Source organism: Pelagibacterium flavum (assembly GCF_025854335.1).
In the GTDB taxonomy this organism is placed as follows: domain Bacteria; phylum Pseudomonadota; class Alphaproteobacteria; order Rhizobiales; family Devosiaceae; genus Pelagibacterium; species Pelagibacterium flavum.
Window position 1 is genome coordinate 3,489,724 of the sequence record NZ_CP107716.1, and the last position, 15,469, is coordinate 3,505,192.

Consider the following 15,469-nt stretch of genomic DNA (forward strand, 5'->3'; position numbering starts at 1 on the left):
ACACCTTCGTTTCCAGTCATCTCCCATTCATCGATTTGGGGCATAATGGGACTATGAACCACATGAACCCGCCTGCCGCCTCCACCCGCCTCGATTTCGACCATGTCACGGACTGGGTTTTCGACCTCGACAACACGCTTTATCCGCGTGAGTGCAATCTGTTTGCCCAGATCGACACGGCCATCACAGGTTATGTGATGAAGGTCGCTCAACTCGATTTCGAAGCGGCGCGCAATCTGCAGAAGGCCTATTACCGCGACCACGGCACCACGCTGAACGGGCTGATGAAGTTCCATGCCATCGACCCCGACGACTATCTCGAAATGGTCCATGCCATCGACTACTCACCGGTGGAGGCGCATCCCGAACTCGTCGAGGCCATCGCCGCTTTGCCTGGGCGCAAATTCATCTTCACCAATGCCAGCGCCGGGCACGCCGAGGCCGTTCTCGCGCGCCTGGGGGCGTCCTCGCTCTTTGAGGGCATCTTCGATATCAAGGCCGCCAAATACCAGCCCAAACCGCTGGAAATCGCCTACACGGACTTTCTGGACGCACACGGGATCGGGGCCAGGCAGGCCATCATGTTCGACGATCTGGAGAAGAACCTGCGGGTGCCTCATGCAATCGGCATGGCGACGGTGCAGGTCGTGGCCGGTTCAGGGTTCGAACACGACCAGTGCGACGCGTGGGAGCTTGGCCGGGGCGAAGATCTGGACCATGTCCATCACATCACTGACGATATCGTGGCCTTTCTCGCGCGTTGCCGCTGACGCTTTTTTGCCCGATTGGCGTGATCGAAAAGTCATCTCAATGCATTACCGTCAATGCTGGCCGTATGTGGCAGCAATGGTATAAGTTCGCAGCTTTGTTGCAAAATGGCGTGATAGACGCCGAAAAACGGGGACCGTCATGAAAAACCTATCTCGCCTTTCCCTTGCCGCCCTCCTTTTGGCGGGAACCAGCCAGGCCGCTTTGGCGCTTGAAGCCACCGATTTTGCCGATCGGCTCGTCGAAACCAGCAAGCTGATGGGCGTTTCCTTTGCCTATGGCTCGGCCACGGCCGAAGGTGACACGGTAACGATTTCCGATTTCGTCATCTCGATGCCGGGCCAGGACGATATCGACGTTCCGGGCGATGTGGTGTTTACCGGCGTGGTGGAGACGGCCGAGGGGGGCTTTAGCGCCGAGCGGGCGACCATCGCCGACTTCGAATATACCGATGAGGAGGAAGGGTTTTCCGTCAGCTTCGTCGACATCGCGGCCGAGGGCATCGTGTTGCCGGCCGATGCGGGCCTCGATTCGGTCATCGAGATCGGATTCAACCTCTATGACCGCATTTCAGCGGGACCGCTGTCGATTTCAGACGAGAGCGGCACCGAACTTTTTGCCATCGACCTCATGGAAGTTACCATGGAGGAGCCGACGGCCGAGGGCGGTCTTAGTTCAGCCTATCAGGTCAGCGGCATTCGCGGCGATTTGAGCGCCATCGAAGAGCCCGAAGCCCAGGAGGTCATGGAAGCGTTCGGCCTCAGCCAACTCAGCGCTTCGATGTCGGGTTCGGGCACCTGGTGGCCACAGACCGGCGCGGCCAGTGTCGATGACGTCTCCTTTGTGGTCGATGAACTCGGTTCGCTGTCACTGGACTTTGCCGTCGAGGGCTACACCGAAGAGCTCTATCGCGAACTCATGAAGGTCAACCTCAAGATGGCCGAAATGGCCGAAGCCGGCATCGAGATCGATGAAGACCAGATGGCGGATATGTCGGAAGCCATGCTCGAGAAGATGGCCGATGTGAAGCTGGTCGACGGTGCGCTGCGCTATGACGACGATTCACTGTTCATGAAAGTGCTCGATTTCATCGGTGCCGAACAGGGCGTCGATGGCGAAACCTTCAAGGCCGGCCTGCAGTTCATGGTTCCGATGGCACTGGCAGAGGTTGAAAACGCCGCCTTCAAGACCATGGTCACAAACGCGGTCAACACCTTCATTGCCGACCCGCAGAACTTCACCATCTCGGTCGAGCCCGAAGAGCCCATCGCCTTTTCCGAGTTCGAAGGCATGGAAGCCGAAGTGGAAAACGATCCCTTCGTTCTGGTCGACCTTTTGAACGTGCAGATCACTGCCAACCAGTAAGCAGTCTGGTGATTGCCGGAGGGCCCGTCGACACCGGCGGGCCCTTTTTTGTTTGTCGCGCTTTTGAACCGAATAAATGGTGTCCACCCCGGATCATGTCCGGGGCATGCTTTTCTTGAACCCCTCCGGTTCAGGCTGGGTGTTCGATCCTGGGCAGATTGTAGGTCTGGCGCACGATCTCCCAGGCTTCGTCGGCGGTATCGACAAAACTGAAGAGCTTGAAATCGTCGGGCGAGATCGTCCCCTCTTCGGCCAGCGCCTCGAGGTTGAGAACCCGGCTCCAGAATTTCTTGCCAAACAGCAGCAAGGGAATGCGATCCATACGCCCGGTCTGGATAAGGGTCAGGGCCTCGAAAAACTCGTCCATCGTCCCAAAGCCGCCCGGGAAGATCGCCACCACCTTGGCGCGCATCAGGAAATGAATCTTGCGCGTCGCGAAATAATGGAAATTGAAGGAAAACTGCGGCGTCACATAGGTATTGGGCGCCTGTTCGTGCGGCAGGACGATATTGTAGCCGATCGAGGGCGCACCCACATCGGCGGCACCACGATTGCCCGCCTCCATCACCCCCGGACCGCCGCCCGTTGCCACCACATAGTCGGTGAAGTCGGTGGCTTTTGAGGTCAGCGAGGCCAGTTGAGCAAAGCGCCGCGCCTCCTCGTAATAGATCGAATTGGCCTCAAGGTTCTTTTTGGCTTCGTCGGTCTTTGCCGCCCAGGCGGGCTTGCCGGGCTCGGGGATGCGGGCGCCGCCGAACAGAACCACCGTCGAATTGACATTGGCTTCGCGAAGCCGGAATTCGATCTTGAGATATTCGAGCTGAAAGCGGACCCCGCGCAGGTCTTCGCTGGTCATAAACTCTTCGTCAGCGAAAGCCAGTCGATACGCCGCCGACTCGGTCTGCGGCGTATGCGGCGAATGGCGTACGGCTTCCATATCCTCCTTGGACGAACGCAGCGAGGAATGGCGTTTGCGGCCCATCATCAGGCTCCTTTTTGGTCTTTCAGTTCTGTTTACTATGTCAGGGCGGTATTAAGGATGGGTGGCGATTTTTCCAAGATCCTGACGCCGATGTGTGCTGCAGAGCTTAGCTCATTGTCGCTGCGGGTTGACCGGGGATTCGCAAAGGTTCGTGCCTTTGCCGTCTCGCCTCTCCACCCCCATTGTCATTCCGGGATTTATTCCCGGAATCCATCATGATGCGTCGCCACACGCCCCAGCCGCAAAGAAACTTATCCCCGCCCATTCAACCTCCCCCATACTCCCTTTCACGAACCCGCGCACATGGACGCAAGCGCAACGAACGTTTGGGCGGGGTCGGTCCGGGTTCCTTGCGGGTCGCCGCAGGGAAGGCCCAAACGTCACAAGCGCCGGACGGCGTGAACCGGCCGCCTGATCTCGGTTTCGAGGCTGGCGCGATTTTGCTAACGCCGTCGTACTCTCGAAAGGGAGAAGGGATTGACCCTAGCCTTCTGAAGGGCGACTAAGCCAAAAATCCCGGGCGCGTGGGGCGATGATCGCTTCATATACTAACTAAACATGCGGAGCGTTCATCGCCCCATGCCGTCTGTCTGGAGCGCTTCCAGAAAAAGTGGGAACCGGTTTTCGGTTCGGAAGCGCGACCAGCAAGAAAGTCATCAGCAAGCCGAGGCGATCTCGCCGTCGGCGGCTCTTGCATGTCTTGAAGAAAGCCCTCCTCCAGCCGGCATCCCAAGCCGAATATGGGTTTCCCCACCCAATCGCTTCGGTTAAGGTCCGCGCCGAATTCTCCCTTCCTTCTGCCAAGACTAAAAGGCCCGCAATTCCCATGTCCATGAGTGAGCTTGCCGCAACCATCGATGCCGCTTTTGAGGCCCGCGATAGTGTCAATTACCAGACGACCGGCGAAGTGCGCGATGCCGTCAACCAGGCGCTGGGATTGCTCGATTCGGGCCAAGCGCGCGTTGCGGAGAAAGCTGCCGACGGGGAGTGGGTGGTCAATCAGTGGCTCAAAAAGGCCGTGCTGCTCAGCTTCCGCCTCAACGACATGGAAGCCATTCCCGGCGGCCCGGGTGGCGCGCAGTGGTGGGACAAGGTGCCGTCCAAATTTGCCGGCTGGAGCGAGAGCCAGTTCCGCGCCGCAGGTTTCCGCGCCGTCCCCGGCGCCATAGTGCGGCACTCGGCCTTCATCGGCAAAAACGCCATCCTCATGCCGTCCTTCGTCAATCTTGGCGCCTATGTCGACGAGAGCGTCATGGTCGATACATGGGTCACCGTCGGCTCGTGCGCCCAGATCGGCAAGAATGTGCACCTCTCCGGTGGCGTGGGCATCGGGGGTGTGCTCGAACCGCTTCAGGCCGGACCGGTCATCATCGAGGATCACTGCTTTATCGGCGCGCGTTCCGAGATCGTCGAAGGCGTCGTGGTGGGCGAAGGCTCGGTCATTTCCATGGGCGTTTTCATCGGCCAGTCGACCAAGATCGTCGACCGGACGACGGGCGAAATCTTTTACGGCAAGGTGCCGCCCTATTCGGTGGTCGTCTCGGGTTCACTCCCCGGCAAACCGCTCCCCAATGGAGAACCCGGCCCGAACCTTTATTGCGCGGTGATCGTCAAGCGGGTCGATGAAAAGACCCGGTCCAAAACCTCGATCAACGATCTTCTGCGCGACTAGCGATCATGAGCAATCGCGCCGTCCCGCTGCTCGCCGATCTGATCCGCCGGCCTTCGGTCACCCCGATCGAAGAGGGCGTGCTCGACGTGCTCGAAGCCTTCCTTTCTCCGCTCGGGTTTGTCTGCACGCGGCTGAAGTTCGAGGGCGACGGCTCCTATCCGGTCGACAACCTCTACGCCACCCGCAAGGGCAAAGAGCCCGGACCACATCTGTTGTTTGCCGGTCACACCGACGTTGTCCCTCCTGGGGATGTCACCGCCTGGACCCATGATCCGTTTTCCGGCGAAATCGTTGATGGCGTCATGTGGGGCCGCGGCGCCACCGATATGAAAAGCGGCGTCGCCGCCTTCTGCGGTGCCGTGGCGCAGCTTGCCCAAACTGGCGCGCTGGAAAAGGGCACGGTCTCTCTCGCCATCACAAACGATGAAGAAGCCGACGCGGTAAACGGCACGAAAAAGCTGATGGAATGGGCCGAGGCGCAAGGCGAGAAATATGATTTCGCCATTGTGGGCGAGCCCTCCTCGTTCGAGGTCTTCGGGGACTCGATCAAGATCGGGCGGCGCGGGTCGGTTTCGGGCAAGATAACCGTTATCGGCAAGCAGGGGCACGCGGCCTACCCGCAGCGCGCCAACAATCCCATGCCGGTCGCAGCCGAAATCGTGCGAGCGCTTTACGTGCCGCTCGATGACGGTACCGAGCACTTCCAGCCCACAAATCTCGAAGTCACCGCGATCGACACCGGCAATCCGGCGTCGAATGTCATCCCTGAACGCACCACGCTGCGCTTTAATGTCCGGTTCAACGACATTTGGACCGGCGAGACACTGCTTGCCGAAATCCACCGTCGGCTCGCCGCAATCGAATTGCGCGGCTGTCATCTCGAATTCGAACAGCTCGGTCCCATCTCGCGGTGCTTTATCTCCCCGCCCGAGGGGCACGTGTCTCATTTGTGCGACGTGATGGAAGACTTCAACGGCGTCCGCCCGCTCCTCTCGACCATCGGGGGGACGTCGGACGCACGGTTCATCTCGCTTTATTGCCCTGTCGTCGAATGCGGCCTGATCGGAGCGACCATGCATCAGGTCGATGAGCGGGTACCGGTCGCCGATGTCGAGCGCCTGGCCGAATTTTACGCCACCTACATCGCCAGCTTTCTGGCAAGGAAGCAGGCATGACACTGGAAACGCTCAAGCAGGCCGGAGCCGGCTGGTCGAAGATCCTGGGCAGGCGCCCCGATTGGCAAAGCCATTTTCGCTTTGACGCCGAGGGCATGAATGGTGGTTTCCTTGCCTTTGGCGCCGCCGTTCTGGTTGCCATCGTTCTGGCAACGCTGCGGTTCGGCTTTCCCCCGCCCCTGGCCATGGCACTTGTCGTCGTCCAGCATCTGCTTCCGCTTCTGGCCCTGTTCATTGCCACGGGACTGGTCGCACGCCTGAGCGCCTTTTCCGGTTCCACCGCGAGCTTTGTGGTTCCTGGCCTCTACCTTCTGGCGGCGATGAAACTTGTCGAGGGTCTCGCAACGCTTCTGGGCGTACCGCTGGCCGGCGCCATACTGGCCGTTACCGGCATTCTAGGCTTCCGGCTGGCACAGGCAAACGGGCTGAGCCTCCCCACCGCGATCGGGTACGGGCTGGCCCTGTTCGTGCTGCTTGCGGTCCTGCCCATCGCCCTCTACATGTTGGTCAACGCCTTTTAGAAAGCCATTCTTTCGTGTCCCAAGCCCAGCCGACCCTTTTGGAAGAAACCCGTTCCGCTGTTGCCGGAACCTGGCGGCTGATTGTGGGGCGGCGCGACGCGCCGGGTTATTTCTTCACCGACATGCGCGGGCTCATCTCAAGCTTTATCGCGCTCTTGGTTTCGGTGGCCGTCACCTTTCTCATTTCGGCGCTTGTGGCCCCGGGAGAGGCTGAGGTCTCGACCTTCGCCGCGCTGGTTCAGAATGCATTGCTTTATGCCGGGATCATGGGCGGGTCGTGGGTCGTTTTGCGCCTCACCGGGCTCACCGAGAAGTTCGCGGCCTTCGTTACAGTCGAAAACTGGGTGAACGCCGTCGTCTCGATCGCACTCGCCTTTGTCGCGCTGGTGACCACCAGCGCGGAACTGATCCTGCTTCTGGCCGTGGTCATCGGTTTTCTGGCCCGCATCAACAATGCACGGCTGGTGGTGGGCATGAAGGCCGGACAGATCGTCATGCTCATCGTCGTCCAGACCATAGGCATGCTGGTTGCCCTGCTTGCCGTGGGGGTTCTTTACGGTCCCGTGCCCACCCCCGAGATCTGACCGGGGTGGTAGACCGCCGATCGAAATTGATCGAAGAAGGCGCCTCGGCTGTCGGGGGTACCTGGAACCTGATGCTGGGGCGCCCCGATGCCCTTTCCCGGTTCGACTTCTCCCAGCGTGGACTTGCAGGCAGCTTCATTGCCCTGATTGTGGCGTTTGTCGTCTTCACGGCCATTACGGAAATGGGCGCCGCGGCCCGGCAAACCATGTCGCCTGCCGGTCAACTCTTCATCACCGGCACCCTGATCGCAGCCCGCTTCGTCGCGCTGCGGGTTGTCCTGCCGTGCCTTGATGCGCTGCATGGTTTCCGACCCGTCATGGTTGCCAGCAACTGGGTCAATGCCATCGCGGTCGGAGGGCTGGTTGGAGTGACGTTTTGTGTCGCTTTCGCTGGCGCGCTGATGCTTGGCCCGACAGCGGGCGAAACGCTTGTCGCGATCATCCTGACGCTGTGGGCAGCCATCGCCATCGCCACCTTTATCGCAGAAATCAACATTCTGCGTATCATTGCAGGGTTGCGGGGCAGCGAGGTCGTCATGGTGCTGGCGGCTCAGCTCTTTGCTATGATCCTTGCGGTATTTATCCTCGCCCAGCTCCCCTTGGACTAATAATCGATCGCCATCAGGTAGAGCCCGGAGGATGGAGCCATGGCCCCACACCGCGACCTGTCCTGCGCGTCGAGCGCCGCCTTCAGACCAGTCACTGGCCAGCGCCCCTCCCCCACAAGCTTCAGTGATCCGGTCATGGAGCGCACCTGATGATGCAAAAAGGCGCGCGCCGACGCTTCGATGATGATCAGATCGCCGTCACGCTTGACGTCCAGCCTGTCCAGCGTGCGAAGGGGGGAATTGGCTTGGCATTGGGCGGACCGGAAGGTCGTGAAATCGTGCCGCCCCAGAATGGTCTGCGCGGCCTCTTGCATGGCTTTCTCGTCGAGCGGCACCGCCACGTGCCAAACCCTGTTGGCCTCCAGAGCCGGACGGGCGCGGCGATTGAGGATCAAATAGCGATAATGGCGCGCTTTGGCCGAAAAGCGCGCTTCGAAGTCCCCGCCGACCAATTGGCAGTCCAGAATGGCGATCGGGTGGGGCTTGAGATGGTAATTCAGCGCCTCGGACACGCGGAAGGGGTCCCATTCGCGTTCGAGGTCGAAATGGGCCACCTGCCCCCGTGCATGAACCCCCGCATCGGTGCGGCCCGCCGTCTGGGTGCGCACGGCCTCGCCGGAAAAGGCTTCGATGGCAATTTCGATTGCTTCCTGCACCGAAAGCGCATCGGCCTGGCGCTGCCAGCCCACGAAGGGCGTTCCGTCATATTCGATGGTCAGCTTGTAGCGGGGCATCAGCCCACCTGGCGCCCGGTCAAATCGCCCGCCCCGCGCAAGAAGGCTTCAGCATCCATTGCACCCTTGCCTTCGCGTTGTACCTGCCTGAACCGCACGGCGCCTTGCCCGCAAGCAATCGTCAGCCCCTCAAGCACGGTGCCAGGCTCGCCTTGCCCTTCGGTCAAGGTCGAGCGCAGCGCCTTGACCCGCACCGGCTTGCCGCCAAGCTCGATCTCGAACCACGCGCCAGGGAAAGGCGACAGGCCGCGGACATGGTTATGAACCTCTTGTGCGGGCCGGGAAAAATCGATCCGTGTCTCGGCCTTCTCGATCTTTTTGGCGTAGGTGGCGCCATCATCGGGCTGAGCGGTGAATTCGAGAGCGTCACGGTCAAGCGCCGACAGCGCCCGGCCCATCAGGTCCGCGCCGGTGCGCATCATTTCGTCATGGAGTTCGCCCGCCGTCATGTCCGGGCCGATGGAGATGAAATCGACAAGGCTTACCGGACCGGTATCGAGCCCTTCTTCCATCCTCATCACCGAGACCGCCGTGCGCTCGTCCCCCGCCATGATGGCCCTCTGGATGGGCGCGGCACCCCGCCAGCGCGGCAAGAGCGAGCCGTGCAAATTCAGACATCCCTTTTCGGGCGCTTCAAGCACCGCAGGCGGCAGCAGCAGGCCGTAGGCGACGACCACCGCCACTTCCGCGCCCAGCGCCGCAAAGGTCGCGACGTCGGCGGAGTCCTTGAAATTTTTCGGTGTGAACACCGGAATGCCGAACTCTTCGGCCGCCAGGTGCACCGGCGATTTACGCTCGGCCTGGCCGCGTCCCGCGGGCCTGGGCGCACGCGTATAGCACGCAACGACCTCATGACCGCGCATGACGATCTCGGTCAGCGTGGGCACGGCGAAATCGGGGGTGCCCATGAAGACGACGCGCATCGGATTGCCCTTCGATTTCGAGACGGATGGACGGCGCGCAGATCAGCTGGCGAGCCGGGCCTTTTTCTGGAACTTCTTGTTCACGCGGTCGCGCTTGAGGCGCGAAAGGTAGTCGATATAGAGCACGCCATCGAGATGGTCGATCTCGTGCTGCATGCAGACCGCAAGGCGACCCGTCGCGTGGCGGGTGATTTCCTCACCCTGCGGTGTGAAATATTTGACTGTGACCTCGGCGGGCCGTTCGACCTCGTAATAGAGCTCGGGGATCGACAGGCACCCTTCCTCGGACACAGCGGTTTGTTCGCTCAGGCCGACGATCTCGGGATTGACCATGGCGATCTTGCCGGAGTCCGGATTTTCCTCGTCGGCCAGATCGATCACCACCACACGCTTCATATAGCCGATCTGCGGACCGGCCAGCCCGATGCCGGGCGCGTCGTACATGGTTTCAAACATGTCATCGACGGTCTTTTGGAGGTCTTCATCGAACGCCTCGACGGGCTCGGCCACCTTGCGGAGCAGAGGATCGGGCAGGATGAGGATTTCGCGTACGGCCATTCAATAATCTCGGAATTGGTGTGTGACGCACTGGTTAATGCAGGTGTACCACGCGGGTCAAGCAAAGCGGATATGGGAAGGGGCGAATCAGATAACAAGAACATTATGGAAACAGTGCTCTTTGACATCGGCGGAACGCCCATAACCATCCTTGAAGCCCTGGCCGGCGGGCTGGCGATAGCGGTGCTCGGGCTCATTATCGTCCTGATCGGGCAGACCCGCGCCGCACGGCAGCGCGAGGAGCAGGCAGCAATCGATGCCGCGCGCAATGCCGAAATGGAACGGCACATGGCCGACATGATGCGCATTCAGTCGGAAATGACTGGTCGCATGCAGACCATGAGCGAAATTTTCGGCACGCGAACCTCCGATCTTGCCCGGGTTCTCACCGAGCGGATCGATGCCAATTCGCACCGGGTCAACCAGTCGATGACTGAAAATCGAACCAAGACCGACGAAACGCTCACCAAGCTCAATGAACGGCTTGCGGTGATCGACAGAGCGCAGACCAACATCACCCAATTGTCGGGCGAAATTGTTTCGCTGCAATCGATCCTGTCCAACAAGCAGCAGCGCGGCGCATTCGGTCAGGGGCGCATGGAGGCGATCATCGCCGATGGTCTGGCGCCCAATTCATATGAGTTTCAGGTTACGCTTTCCAACAATTCACGGCCCGATGCGCTCATCCATATGCCAAACAATGCACCATCGCTGGTGATCGATGCCAAATTTCCCCTCGAAGGCTGGCAGCGGATCACCGATGCGGAAACCCCCGAGGCGGTGCGCGCCGCCATGACCGGATTTCGCAACGATTGCACAACGCACATCAAGGCGATTTCGGAGAAATACCTGATCGCGGGAGAAACCCAAGATACCGCCTTTATGTTCGTGCCCTCGGAATCGATCTTTGCCGATCTGCACGAGCGGTTCGAGGACGTCGTACAGAAGGCGGCACGGGCTCGGGTGGTCATCGTGTCGCCCTCGCTGCTGATGCTGTCGATACAGGTGATTCAGGCGTTGCTGCGCGACGTGCGCATGCGCGAGCAGGCCCATATCATCCAGAAGGAAGTCGTCGCGCTTCTCGCCGATGTCGGACGCCTCAATGAGCGGGTCAACAAGCTCCAGAACCATTTCCGGCAGGCCAATCAGGATATCGACGACATCCTGATTTCAACCGGCAAGGTGACGCGGCGGGGCGAGAAGATCGAAGCGCTGGAATTCGAAGAGGAACGGCCTTCACTTCTCGAATGATCTGGCAACCTTGGCAAGGCTGCCGCGTTGTCCCGGCACGATCATGCCAAGGAGGAGAGCGATGGCAGAACATCCCCATGAAGGTCGCGTCATCCCGGTCGATCAGGCGCTCGGCGATGAGGCGAACCCTCGCGCCACACTCATGCCCATGAGCCTGGATGAGGTTAATGACTATCTCTACGACGAAAGCCGCCCGGCCGAGGAGCGACTCGACCGCCTGCGCGAGATTTCAGACAACCTCGCGGGATTGGAAGCATCCGATGTCGGGAGCGATATCGACACGTTGCGCGATGAGGTCCAGGCGGCCATCGCAGCGCTGGAGGGCGCCGGTCGCGCCGCGCCTGAAGATGCCGCGACCAGCTTTGATCCGGCAGATCATATCGAAAGCCAGTCACCCGATGATGATGACGCGATTTCACGCATCACAGGCGAACCCGATAACGAAGGCTACGAGGACAAGCCCGAGTGAACGAATTTCGGGCTGGCGCGCGAATGGCAAATGCCGGTCAAAATCGGGTGCGGGCCTTGAGGGCCTGGCTGAGCGTCCCTTCGTCGAGATAATCCAGTTCGCCACCAACCGGGACGCCGTGAGCCAGACGGGTTATGGTGATTCCGGTATCGGCGAGCCGATCGGTGATGTAATGGGCCGTGGTCTGCCCTTCGACAGTGGCATTAACCCCAAGAACGATTTCAGAATAGTCAGGCGCTCGACGGATCAGCTGATCAATGGAAAGATCGTCGGGACCCACCCCGTCAAGCGGGGAGAGTACACCTCCTAACACGTGGTAACGCACCTGCCCGATACCGGCGCGCTCAAGAGCCCAAAGGTCGGCCACATCTTCGACAACAATCAACAACCCCGATTCAGCACGGCGCGGGTCCGAGCAGATCGTGCAGGGGGAGATGGTATCGATATTGCCGCAGGTCTGGCAGACTTTGACAGCCTCAATGGCACGCTCTAGCGCAGCAGCGAGCGGGGCCATCAGCTGTTCTTTCTTCTTTATCAGATGAAGAACGGCGCGGCGGCCCGAGCGCGGGCCCAAACCCGGCAGGCGCGAGAGAAGCTGGATGAGTTGTTCGATTTCCGGCCCGCCGGAGGTGTTCGCCATGTCGCCCCGATTCCTAGAACGGGAACTTCATGCCCGGCGGGATCGGAAGACCCTCGGTCATTTCACCCATTTTTTTCTGCAGGAATTCCTCGCCCTTGCGGCGCGCATCGGCGTGAGCGGCAACAATAAGGTCTTCAAGGATTTCAGCCTCTTCAGGCTTGAGCAGCGAAGGATCGAACTTGACGCCCTGCAGATCGCCTTTGGCGGTCATGGTCACCGTGACCATGCCGGCCCCGGCCGTTCCTTCAACCACATGGGCGGCTGCCTCGGCCTGCATCTCCTGGGCCCGCTGCTGGAATTCCTGGGCCTTCTTCATCATGCCCATAAGATCTTTCATTCGTCTTCCTCCGGCTCGATGGGAGCTTCAAAATCCTGCGCTGCCGTTTCCAGCTCGTTGGTCAGATCAGGACGCGACTTGATGTTCACCAGCCTGGCGCCGGGGAAGGTCTCCATCACGGCTTTGACCAACGGGTCTTCGAGTGCCGCGTTTCGGGCATTATCTTCGGCCGCTCGCCGCGCCTCACGCAAAGTGGGTGCCGCGATCTCCTTGGTCGAGATGGTGACGAGCCAAGGGCGCCCCGTCCATTCCTTGAGCCTCGCCGACAGCATAGGCACGATGGAAGGGTTGGCAGAAGGCGTCAGCGCCACCTCGATGCGCCCAACTTCAAAGGACACCGGCTTGATATCGGATTCTAGAGCATGCTTGACAGCGATATCACGCTTTTCGCCAGCCAGGGCGACGATCTGCTCATAGGATTGCGGGACAGCACGCGCTTCGGTGCGCGGCGCCGATTGCGGTGACGGGTCGGGTGCTGCGGACGGCGCAAAGGCGCGCGCATGATTTCCACCACCACCATTGGGGGCCGGAGCAGACGGCACCGGGCCGGAATCGCCCGGTTGGCTTGTCAGCTTTTCGATCAGTTCGTCAGGGCTGGGCAGATCAGCAGCATAGGCAAGACGGATCAGCACCATTTCCGCCGATTGCAGACCGTTGCCCGACTGGGCGATCTCGGCGAGTCCTTTCGACAGGATCTGCCAGGTTCTGGTCAGGATGCGAAGACCGAGCTTTTGGGCCAGTTCGGCCCCGCGGCTGCGTTCGTCAGGTGTCAGCACCGGATCTTCGGCGGCCGACGGCACGATCTTGATGCGCGTTACCAGATGGGTCAACTCGGCCAGATCAGTGATAATCGTCGTCGGATCAGCGCCCGAATCATAAAGCGCGCGCGTGTCGTCGAGTGCGCCAGCGATGTCGCCGCCCATCAGTTTCTCAAAGAGATCGATGATCCGCGCCCGATCCGCGAGCCCCAACATGTCGCGTACCGACTGCACGCTGATCTGCCCGCCACCGTGAGCGATGGCCTGGTCGGTCAGCGAAAGGCAGTCACGCGCGGAGCCTTCCCCGGCGCGCACGATCATCGAGAGGGCCTCGGGTTCGACCGGTATGGCCTCTTTCTCGAGCAGTCCTGAGAGATACCCCGTCATCACCTCGGGCGAAATCCGCCGCAGGTCAAAACGCATGCAGCGCGACAGGATGGTCACCGGGACCTTGCGGATCTCCGTCGTTGCGAAGATGAACTTCACATAAGGTGGCGGTTCTTCGAGTGTCTTTAAAAGCCCGTTGAACGCCGATGTCGAAAGCATGTGCACTTCGTCGATGATGAACACCTTATAGGGTGCGCTCATCGGCGGGGTGCGAGTCATTGCGTTGATTTCGCGAATGGAATCAATGCCGGTATTGGATGCGGCATCCATTTCCATGACATCGACATGGGTGCCGGCGATAATCTCGGCGCAATGAACCCCTTCTCTGGACAGATCGAGCGTTGCATGCGGCCCGGTTTCATCGGCGTAGTTGAAGGCGCGGGCAAGAATTCTGGCGGTGGTGGTTTTACCCACGCCGCGCACGCCGGTCAGGATGAAGGCGTGGTGGATACGGCCGGTCGCAAATGCATTGCCCAGCGTCTTGACCATCGCGTCCTGCCCCACAAGGCTCTCAAAGCTCGATGGCCGGTACTTCCGGGCCAGAACCTGATAGGGCGTTGCTGGGGTCTGGGGGGTCACCATCGCGGGCCGTTGCTGGGGGAACTGCCGCGCCATTACCGAATGGCGCTATAGAGCAGGAGGCTGACGACGACCCGTGCCGTACTCGTTAGGGCTGCTTCCTTCCGGACCTGACCCGGTTGGCGAGCGGTTCGTCCGCCACCAACCTCCCGTCCCCTATGTGCTGCATCGGGAACGGGTTTGCAAGAGGTCAGTGGGACTCTTTCACGGCGCGGAGTCGGCTACCGGATAGATTCCGAGCAGTTTGAAATGGTCGGAGAAAAACCCCAGTTCCTCAAGCGCCAGCTTGACGTTGTGGTCGTCGGGATGTCCCTCGATATCGGCATAGAACTGGGTCGCCGTGAACGAGCCGCCGACCATATAGCTCTCGAGCTTGGTCATGTTGACACCATTGGTCGCGAATCCGCCCATAGCCTTGTAAAGCGCTGCGGGAACGTTGCGAACGCGGAAGACAAAGGTGGTTTTGATTTTCGTCCCGTTCGGCTTGGGCGATATGGGGTTACGCGCCATAATCAAAAAGCGGGTCGTATTATGGGCAGCATCCTCGATGTTTTCGGCAATGACATCGAGCCCATAGGTTTCGGCGGCAAAGCGCGAGGCGATGGCAGCGATCGACCGATCACCCTTTTCGGCGACTTCGCGGGCCGATCCAGCGGTATCGACCGAATTGATGGTGCGCAGTTTGTGTTTGGCAATGAACTTGCGGCACTGACCCAGAGCGACCGAGAGCGACTGTACGGCCTCAATGTCCGACAGTGTCGCGCCACGTACCCCCAACAGGTTCATGCGAACGGGAAGGTAATGTTCGCCGATGATATAAAGACCACTTTCGGGCAGAATGTGGTGAATATCGGTGATGCGGCCATAAAGGGAATTTTCGACCGGCACGACGGCGTAATCGGCCTCTCCCGTTTGCACGGCGGCGATGGTTTGCTCGAACGTCACGCAGGGGGCCGGCTGGTCGTCCGGAAAGAGCTCTACAGCCGTGGCGTGACTGAAAGCTCCCAATTCTCCCTGAAAGGCGATCTTGCGTGACATAGGCGTGGTCCCAAAGAATGAATGCGCGCGCACCTAACCCTCCCGACCAATGGGTGTCAATTGAACGCTGGGACGGCAAAATTTGGCTTGCGGGATTGTCGCACCCGGCCTATGGCGGTT

17 protein-coding genes and 1 other RNA gene are annotated in these 15,469 nt (G+C 60.3%); 9 read left to right on the forward strand and 9 right to left on the reverse strand.

The window, feature by feature from the left end; genetic code table 11:
• The first annotated feature begins 53 nt into the window (after positions 1–53).
• Complete coding sequence (locus OF122_RS17490) at positions 54–770, forward strand: pyrimidine 5'-nucleotidase (protein WP_264225459.1); 717 nt, start codon at positions 54–56, stop codon at positions 768–770.
• A gap of 139 nt (positions 771–909) precedes the next feature.
• Positions 910–2,133 (forward strand): hypothetical protein, encoded by a 1,224-nt coding sequence (locus tag OF122_RS17495; RefSeq protein WP_264225460.1) that lies wholly within the window; start codon positions 910–912, stop codon positions 2,131–2,133.
• Between the two features lie 130 nt (positions 2,134–2,263).
• Here OF122_RS17495 and OF122_RS17500 read toward each other — a convergent pair whose 3' ends face one another.
• Positions 2,264–3,118, reverse strand: coding sequence for an LOG family protein (locus OF122_RS17500; RefSeq protein ID WP_264225461.1), 855 nt, complete (start codon positions 3,116–3,118; stop codon positions 2,264–2,266).
• A gap of 823 nt (positions 3,119–3,941) precedes the next feature.
• On the opposite strand from OF122_RS17500, the gene dapD reads away from it, so the two are divergent.
• Genes dapD through OF122_RS17525 form a run of 5 tightly spaced genes read left to right on the forward strand, consistent with a single transcriptional unit; the run spans position 3,942 to position 7,675 of the window.
• Positions 3,942–4,787: a 2,3,4,5-tetrahydropyridine-2,6-dicarboxylate N-succinyltransferase gene (gene dapD, locus OF122_RS17505; RefSeq protein ID WP_264225462.1), complete on the forward strand. Its 846-nt coding sequence runs from the start codon at positions 3,942–3,944 to the stop codon at positions 4,785–4,787.
• A gap of 5 nt (positions 4,788–4,792) precedes the next feature.
• Complete coding sequence (gene dapE, locus OF122_RS17510) at positions 4,793–5,962, forward strand: succinyl-diaminopimelate desuccinylase (RefSeq protein WP_264225463.1); 1,170 nt, start codon at positions 4,793–4,795, stop codon at positions 5,960–5,962.
• Complete coding sequence (locus OF122_RS17515; protein WP_264225464.1) at positions 5,959–6,483, forward strand: hypothetical protein; 525 nt, start codon at positions 5,959–5,961, stop codon at positions 6,481–6,483. Before dapE ends, OF122_RS17515 begins: the two co-directional genes overlap by 4 nt.
• A gap of 14 nt (positions 6,484–6,497) precedes the next feature.
• Complete coding sequence (locus OF122_RS17520) at positions 6,498–7,067, forward strand: hypothetical protein (RefSeq protein ID WP_264225465.1); 570 nt, start codon at positions 6,498–6,500, stop codon at positions 7,065–7,067.
• Between the two features lie 5 nt (positions 7,068–7,072).
• Positions 7,073–7,675, forward strand: a complete 603-nt coding sequence (locus tag OF122_RS17525; protein WP_264225466.1) for a hypothetical protein — start codon at positions 7,073–7,075, stop codon at positions 7,673–7,675.
• On the opposite strand, the gene truA is transcribed toward OF122_RS17525, so the two are convergent.
• From truA to def, 3 genes are read right to left on the reverse strand one after another with little or no spacing between them, the layout of a single operon-like run.
• Complete coding sequence (gene truA / locus OF122_RS17530) at positions 7,672–8,409, reverse strand: tRNA pseudouridine(38-40) synthase TruA (RefSeq protein ID WP_264225467.1); 738 nt, start codon at positions 8,407–8,409, stop codon at positions 7,672–7,674. The genes OF122_RS17525 and truA overlap by 4 nt on opposite strands.
• Positions 8,409–9,332, reverse strand: coding sequence for a methionyl-tRNA formyltransferase (gene fmt, locus OF122_RS17535; protein ID WP_264225468.1), 924 nt, complete (start codon positions 9,330–9,332; stop codon positions 8,409–8,411). Before fmt ends, truA begins: the two co-directional genes overlap by 1 nt.
• Before the next feature lie 42 nt (positions 9,333–9,374).
• Positions 9,375–9,890 carry a peptide deformylase gene (def, locus tag OF122_RS17540; RefSeq protein WP_264225469.1) on the reverse strand — a complete coding sequence of 172 codons (516 nt, stop codon included), beginning with the start codon at positions 9,888–9,890 and terminating at the stop codon, positions 9,375–9,377.
• 105 nt (positions 9,891–9,995) lie between these two features.
• On the opposite strand from def, the gene OF122_RS17545 reads away from it, so the two are divergent.
• Positions 9,996–11,141: a DNA recombination protein RmuC gene (locus OF122_RS17545; RefSeq protein WP_264225470.1), complete on the forward strand. Its 1,146-nt coding sequence runs from the start codon at positions 9,996–9,998 to the stop codon at positions 11,139–11,141.
• A gap of 61 nt (positions 11,142–11,202) precedes the next feature.
• Positions 11,203–11,610, forward strand: a complete 408-nt coding sequence (locus OF122_RS17550; protein WP_264225471.1) for a hypothetical protein — start codon at positions 11,203–11,205, stop codon at positions 11,608–11,610.
• A gap of 37 nt (positions 11,611–11,647) precedes the next feature.
• Here the strand turns inward: OF122_RS17550 and recR are convergent, their stop codons facing one another.
• The 5 genes from recR to OF122_RS17575 all read right to left on the reverse strand — a co-directional run bounded on the left by recR (position 11,648) and on the right by OF122_RS17575 (position 15,349).
• Entirely contained in the window at positions 11,648–12,250 is a 603-nt protein-coding gene (gene recR, locus OF122_RS17555; RefSeq protein WP_264225472.1) for a recombination mediator RecR, read from the reverse strand.
• 13 nt (positions 12,251–12,263) lie between these two features.
• Positions 12,264–12,587 carry a YbaB/EbfC family nucleoid-associated protein gene (locus OF122_RS17560; protein ID WP_264225473.1) on the reverse strand — a complete coding sequence of 108 codons (324 nt, stop codon included), beginning with the start codon at positions 12,585–12,587 and terminating at the stop codon, positions 12,264–12,266.
• Positions 12,584–14,314, reverse strand: a complete 1,731-nt coding sequence (locus tag OF122_RS17565) for a DNA polymerase III subunit gamma/tau (RefSeq protein WP_408636265.1) — start codon at positions 14,312–14,314, stop codon at positions 12,584–12,586. Before OF122_RS17565 ends, OF122_RS17560 begins: the two co-directional genes overlap by 4 nt.
• A gap of 52 nt (positions 14,315–14,366) precedes the next feature.
• Positions 14,367–14,461: signal recognition particle sRNA small type (ffs, locus tag OF122_RS17570), an RNA gene on the reverse strand.
• 54 nt (positions 14,462–14,515) lie between these two features.
• The gene (locus tag OF122_RS17575; RefSeq protein ID WP_264225475.1) at positions 14,516–15,349 is read right to left on the reverse strand and encodes a prephenate dehydratase; all 834 of its coding nucleotides are present in this window, start codon (positions 15,347–15,349) and stop codon (positions 14,516–14,518) included.
• Positions 15,350–15,469: the final 120 nt, after the last annotated feature.

Excerpts from the sequence above, each read along its gene's own strand:
- OF122_RS17490 (WP_264225459.1), top strand. The coding sequence starts at position 54 with ATGAACCACATGAACCCGCCTGCCGCCTCCACCCGCCTCGATTTCGAC.
- OF122_RS17495 (WP_264225460.1), top strand. The coding sequence starts at position 910 with ATGAAAAACCTATCTCGCCTTTCCCTTGCCGCCCTCCTTTTGGCGGGA.
- OF122_RS17500 (WP_264225461.1), bottom strand. The coding sequence starts at position 3,118 with ATGATGGGCCGCAAACGCCATTCCTCGCTGCGTTCGTCCAAGGAGGAT.
- dapD (WP_264225462.1), top strand. The coding sequence starts at position 3,942 with ATGTCCATGAGTGAGCTTGCCGCAACCATCGATGCCGCTTTTGAGGCC.
- dapE (WP_264225463.1), top strand. The coding sequence starts at position 4,793 with ATGAGCAATCGCGCCGTCCCGCTGCTCGCCGATCTGATCCGCCGGCCT.
- OF122_RS17515 (WP_264225464.1), top strand. The coding sequence starts at position 5,959 with ATGACACTGGAAACGCTCAAGCAGGCCGGAGCCGGCTGGTCGAAGATC.
- truA (WP_264225467.1), bottom strand. The coding sequence starts at position 8,409 with ATGCCCCGCTACAAGCTGACCATCGAATATGACGGAACGCCCTTCGTG.
- fmt (WP_264225468.1), bottom strand. The coding sequence starts at position 9,332 with ATGCGCGTCGTCTTCATGGGCACCCCCGATTTCGCCGTGCCCACGCTG.
- def (WP_264225469.1), bottom strand. The coding sequence starts at position 9,890 with ATGGCCGTACGCGAAATCCTCATCCTGCCCGATCCTCTGCTCCGCAAG.
- OF122_RS17545 (WP_264225470.1), top strand. The coding sequence starts at position 9,996 with ATGGAAACAGTGCTCTTTGACATCGGCGGAACGCCCATAACCATCCTT.
- OF122_RS17550 (WP_264225471.1), top strand. The coding sequence starts at position 11,203 with ATGGCAGAACATCCCCATGAAGGTCGCGTCATCCCGGTCGATCAGGCG.
- recR (WP_264225472.1), bottom strand. The coding sequence starts at position 12,250 with ATGGCGAACACCTCCGGCGGGCCGGAAATCGAACAACTCATCCAGCTT.
- OF122_RS17560 (WP_264225473.1), bottom strand. The coding sequence starts at position 12,587 with ATGAAAGATCTTATGGGCATGATGAAGAAGGCCCAGGAATTCCAGCAG.
- OF122_RS17565 (WP_408636265.1), bottom strand. The coding sequence starts at position 14,314 with ATGGTGACCCCCCAGACCCCAGCAACGCCCTATCAGGTTCTGGCCCGG.
- OF122_RS17575 (WP_264225475.1), bottom strand. The coding sequence starts at position 15,349 with ATGTCACGCAAGATCGCCTTTCAGGGAGAATTGGGAGCTTTCAGTCAC.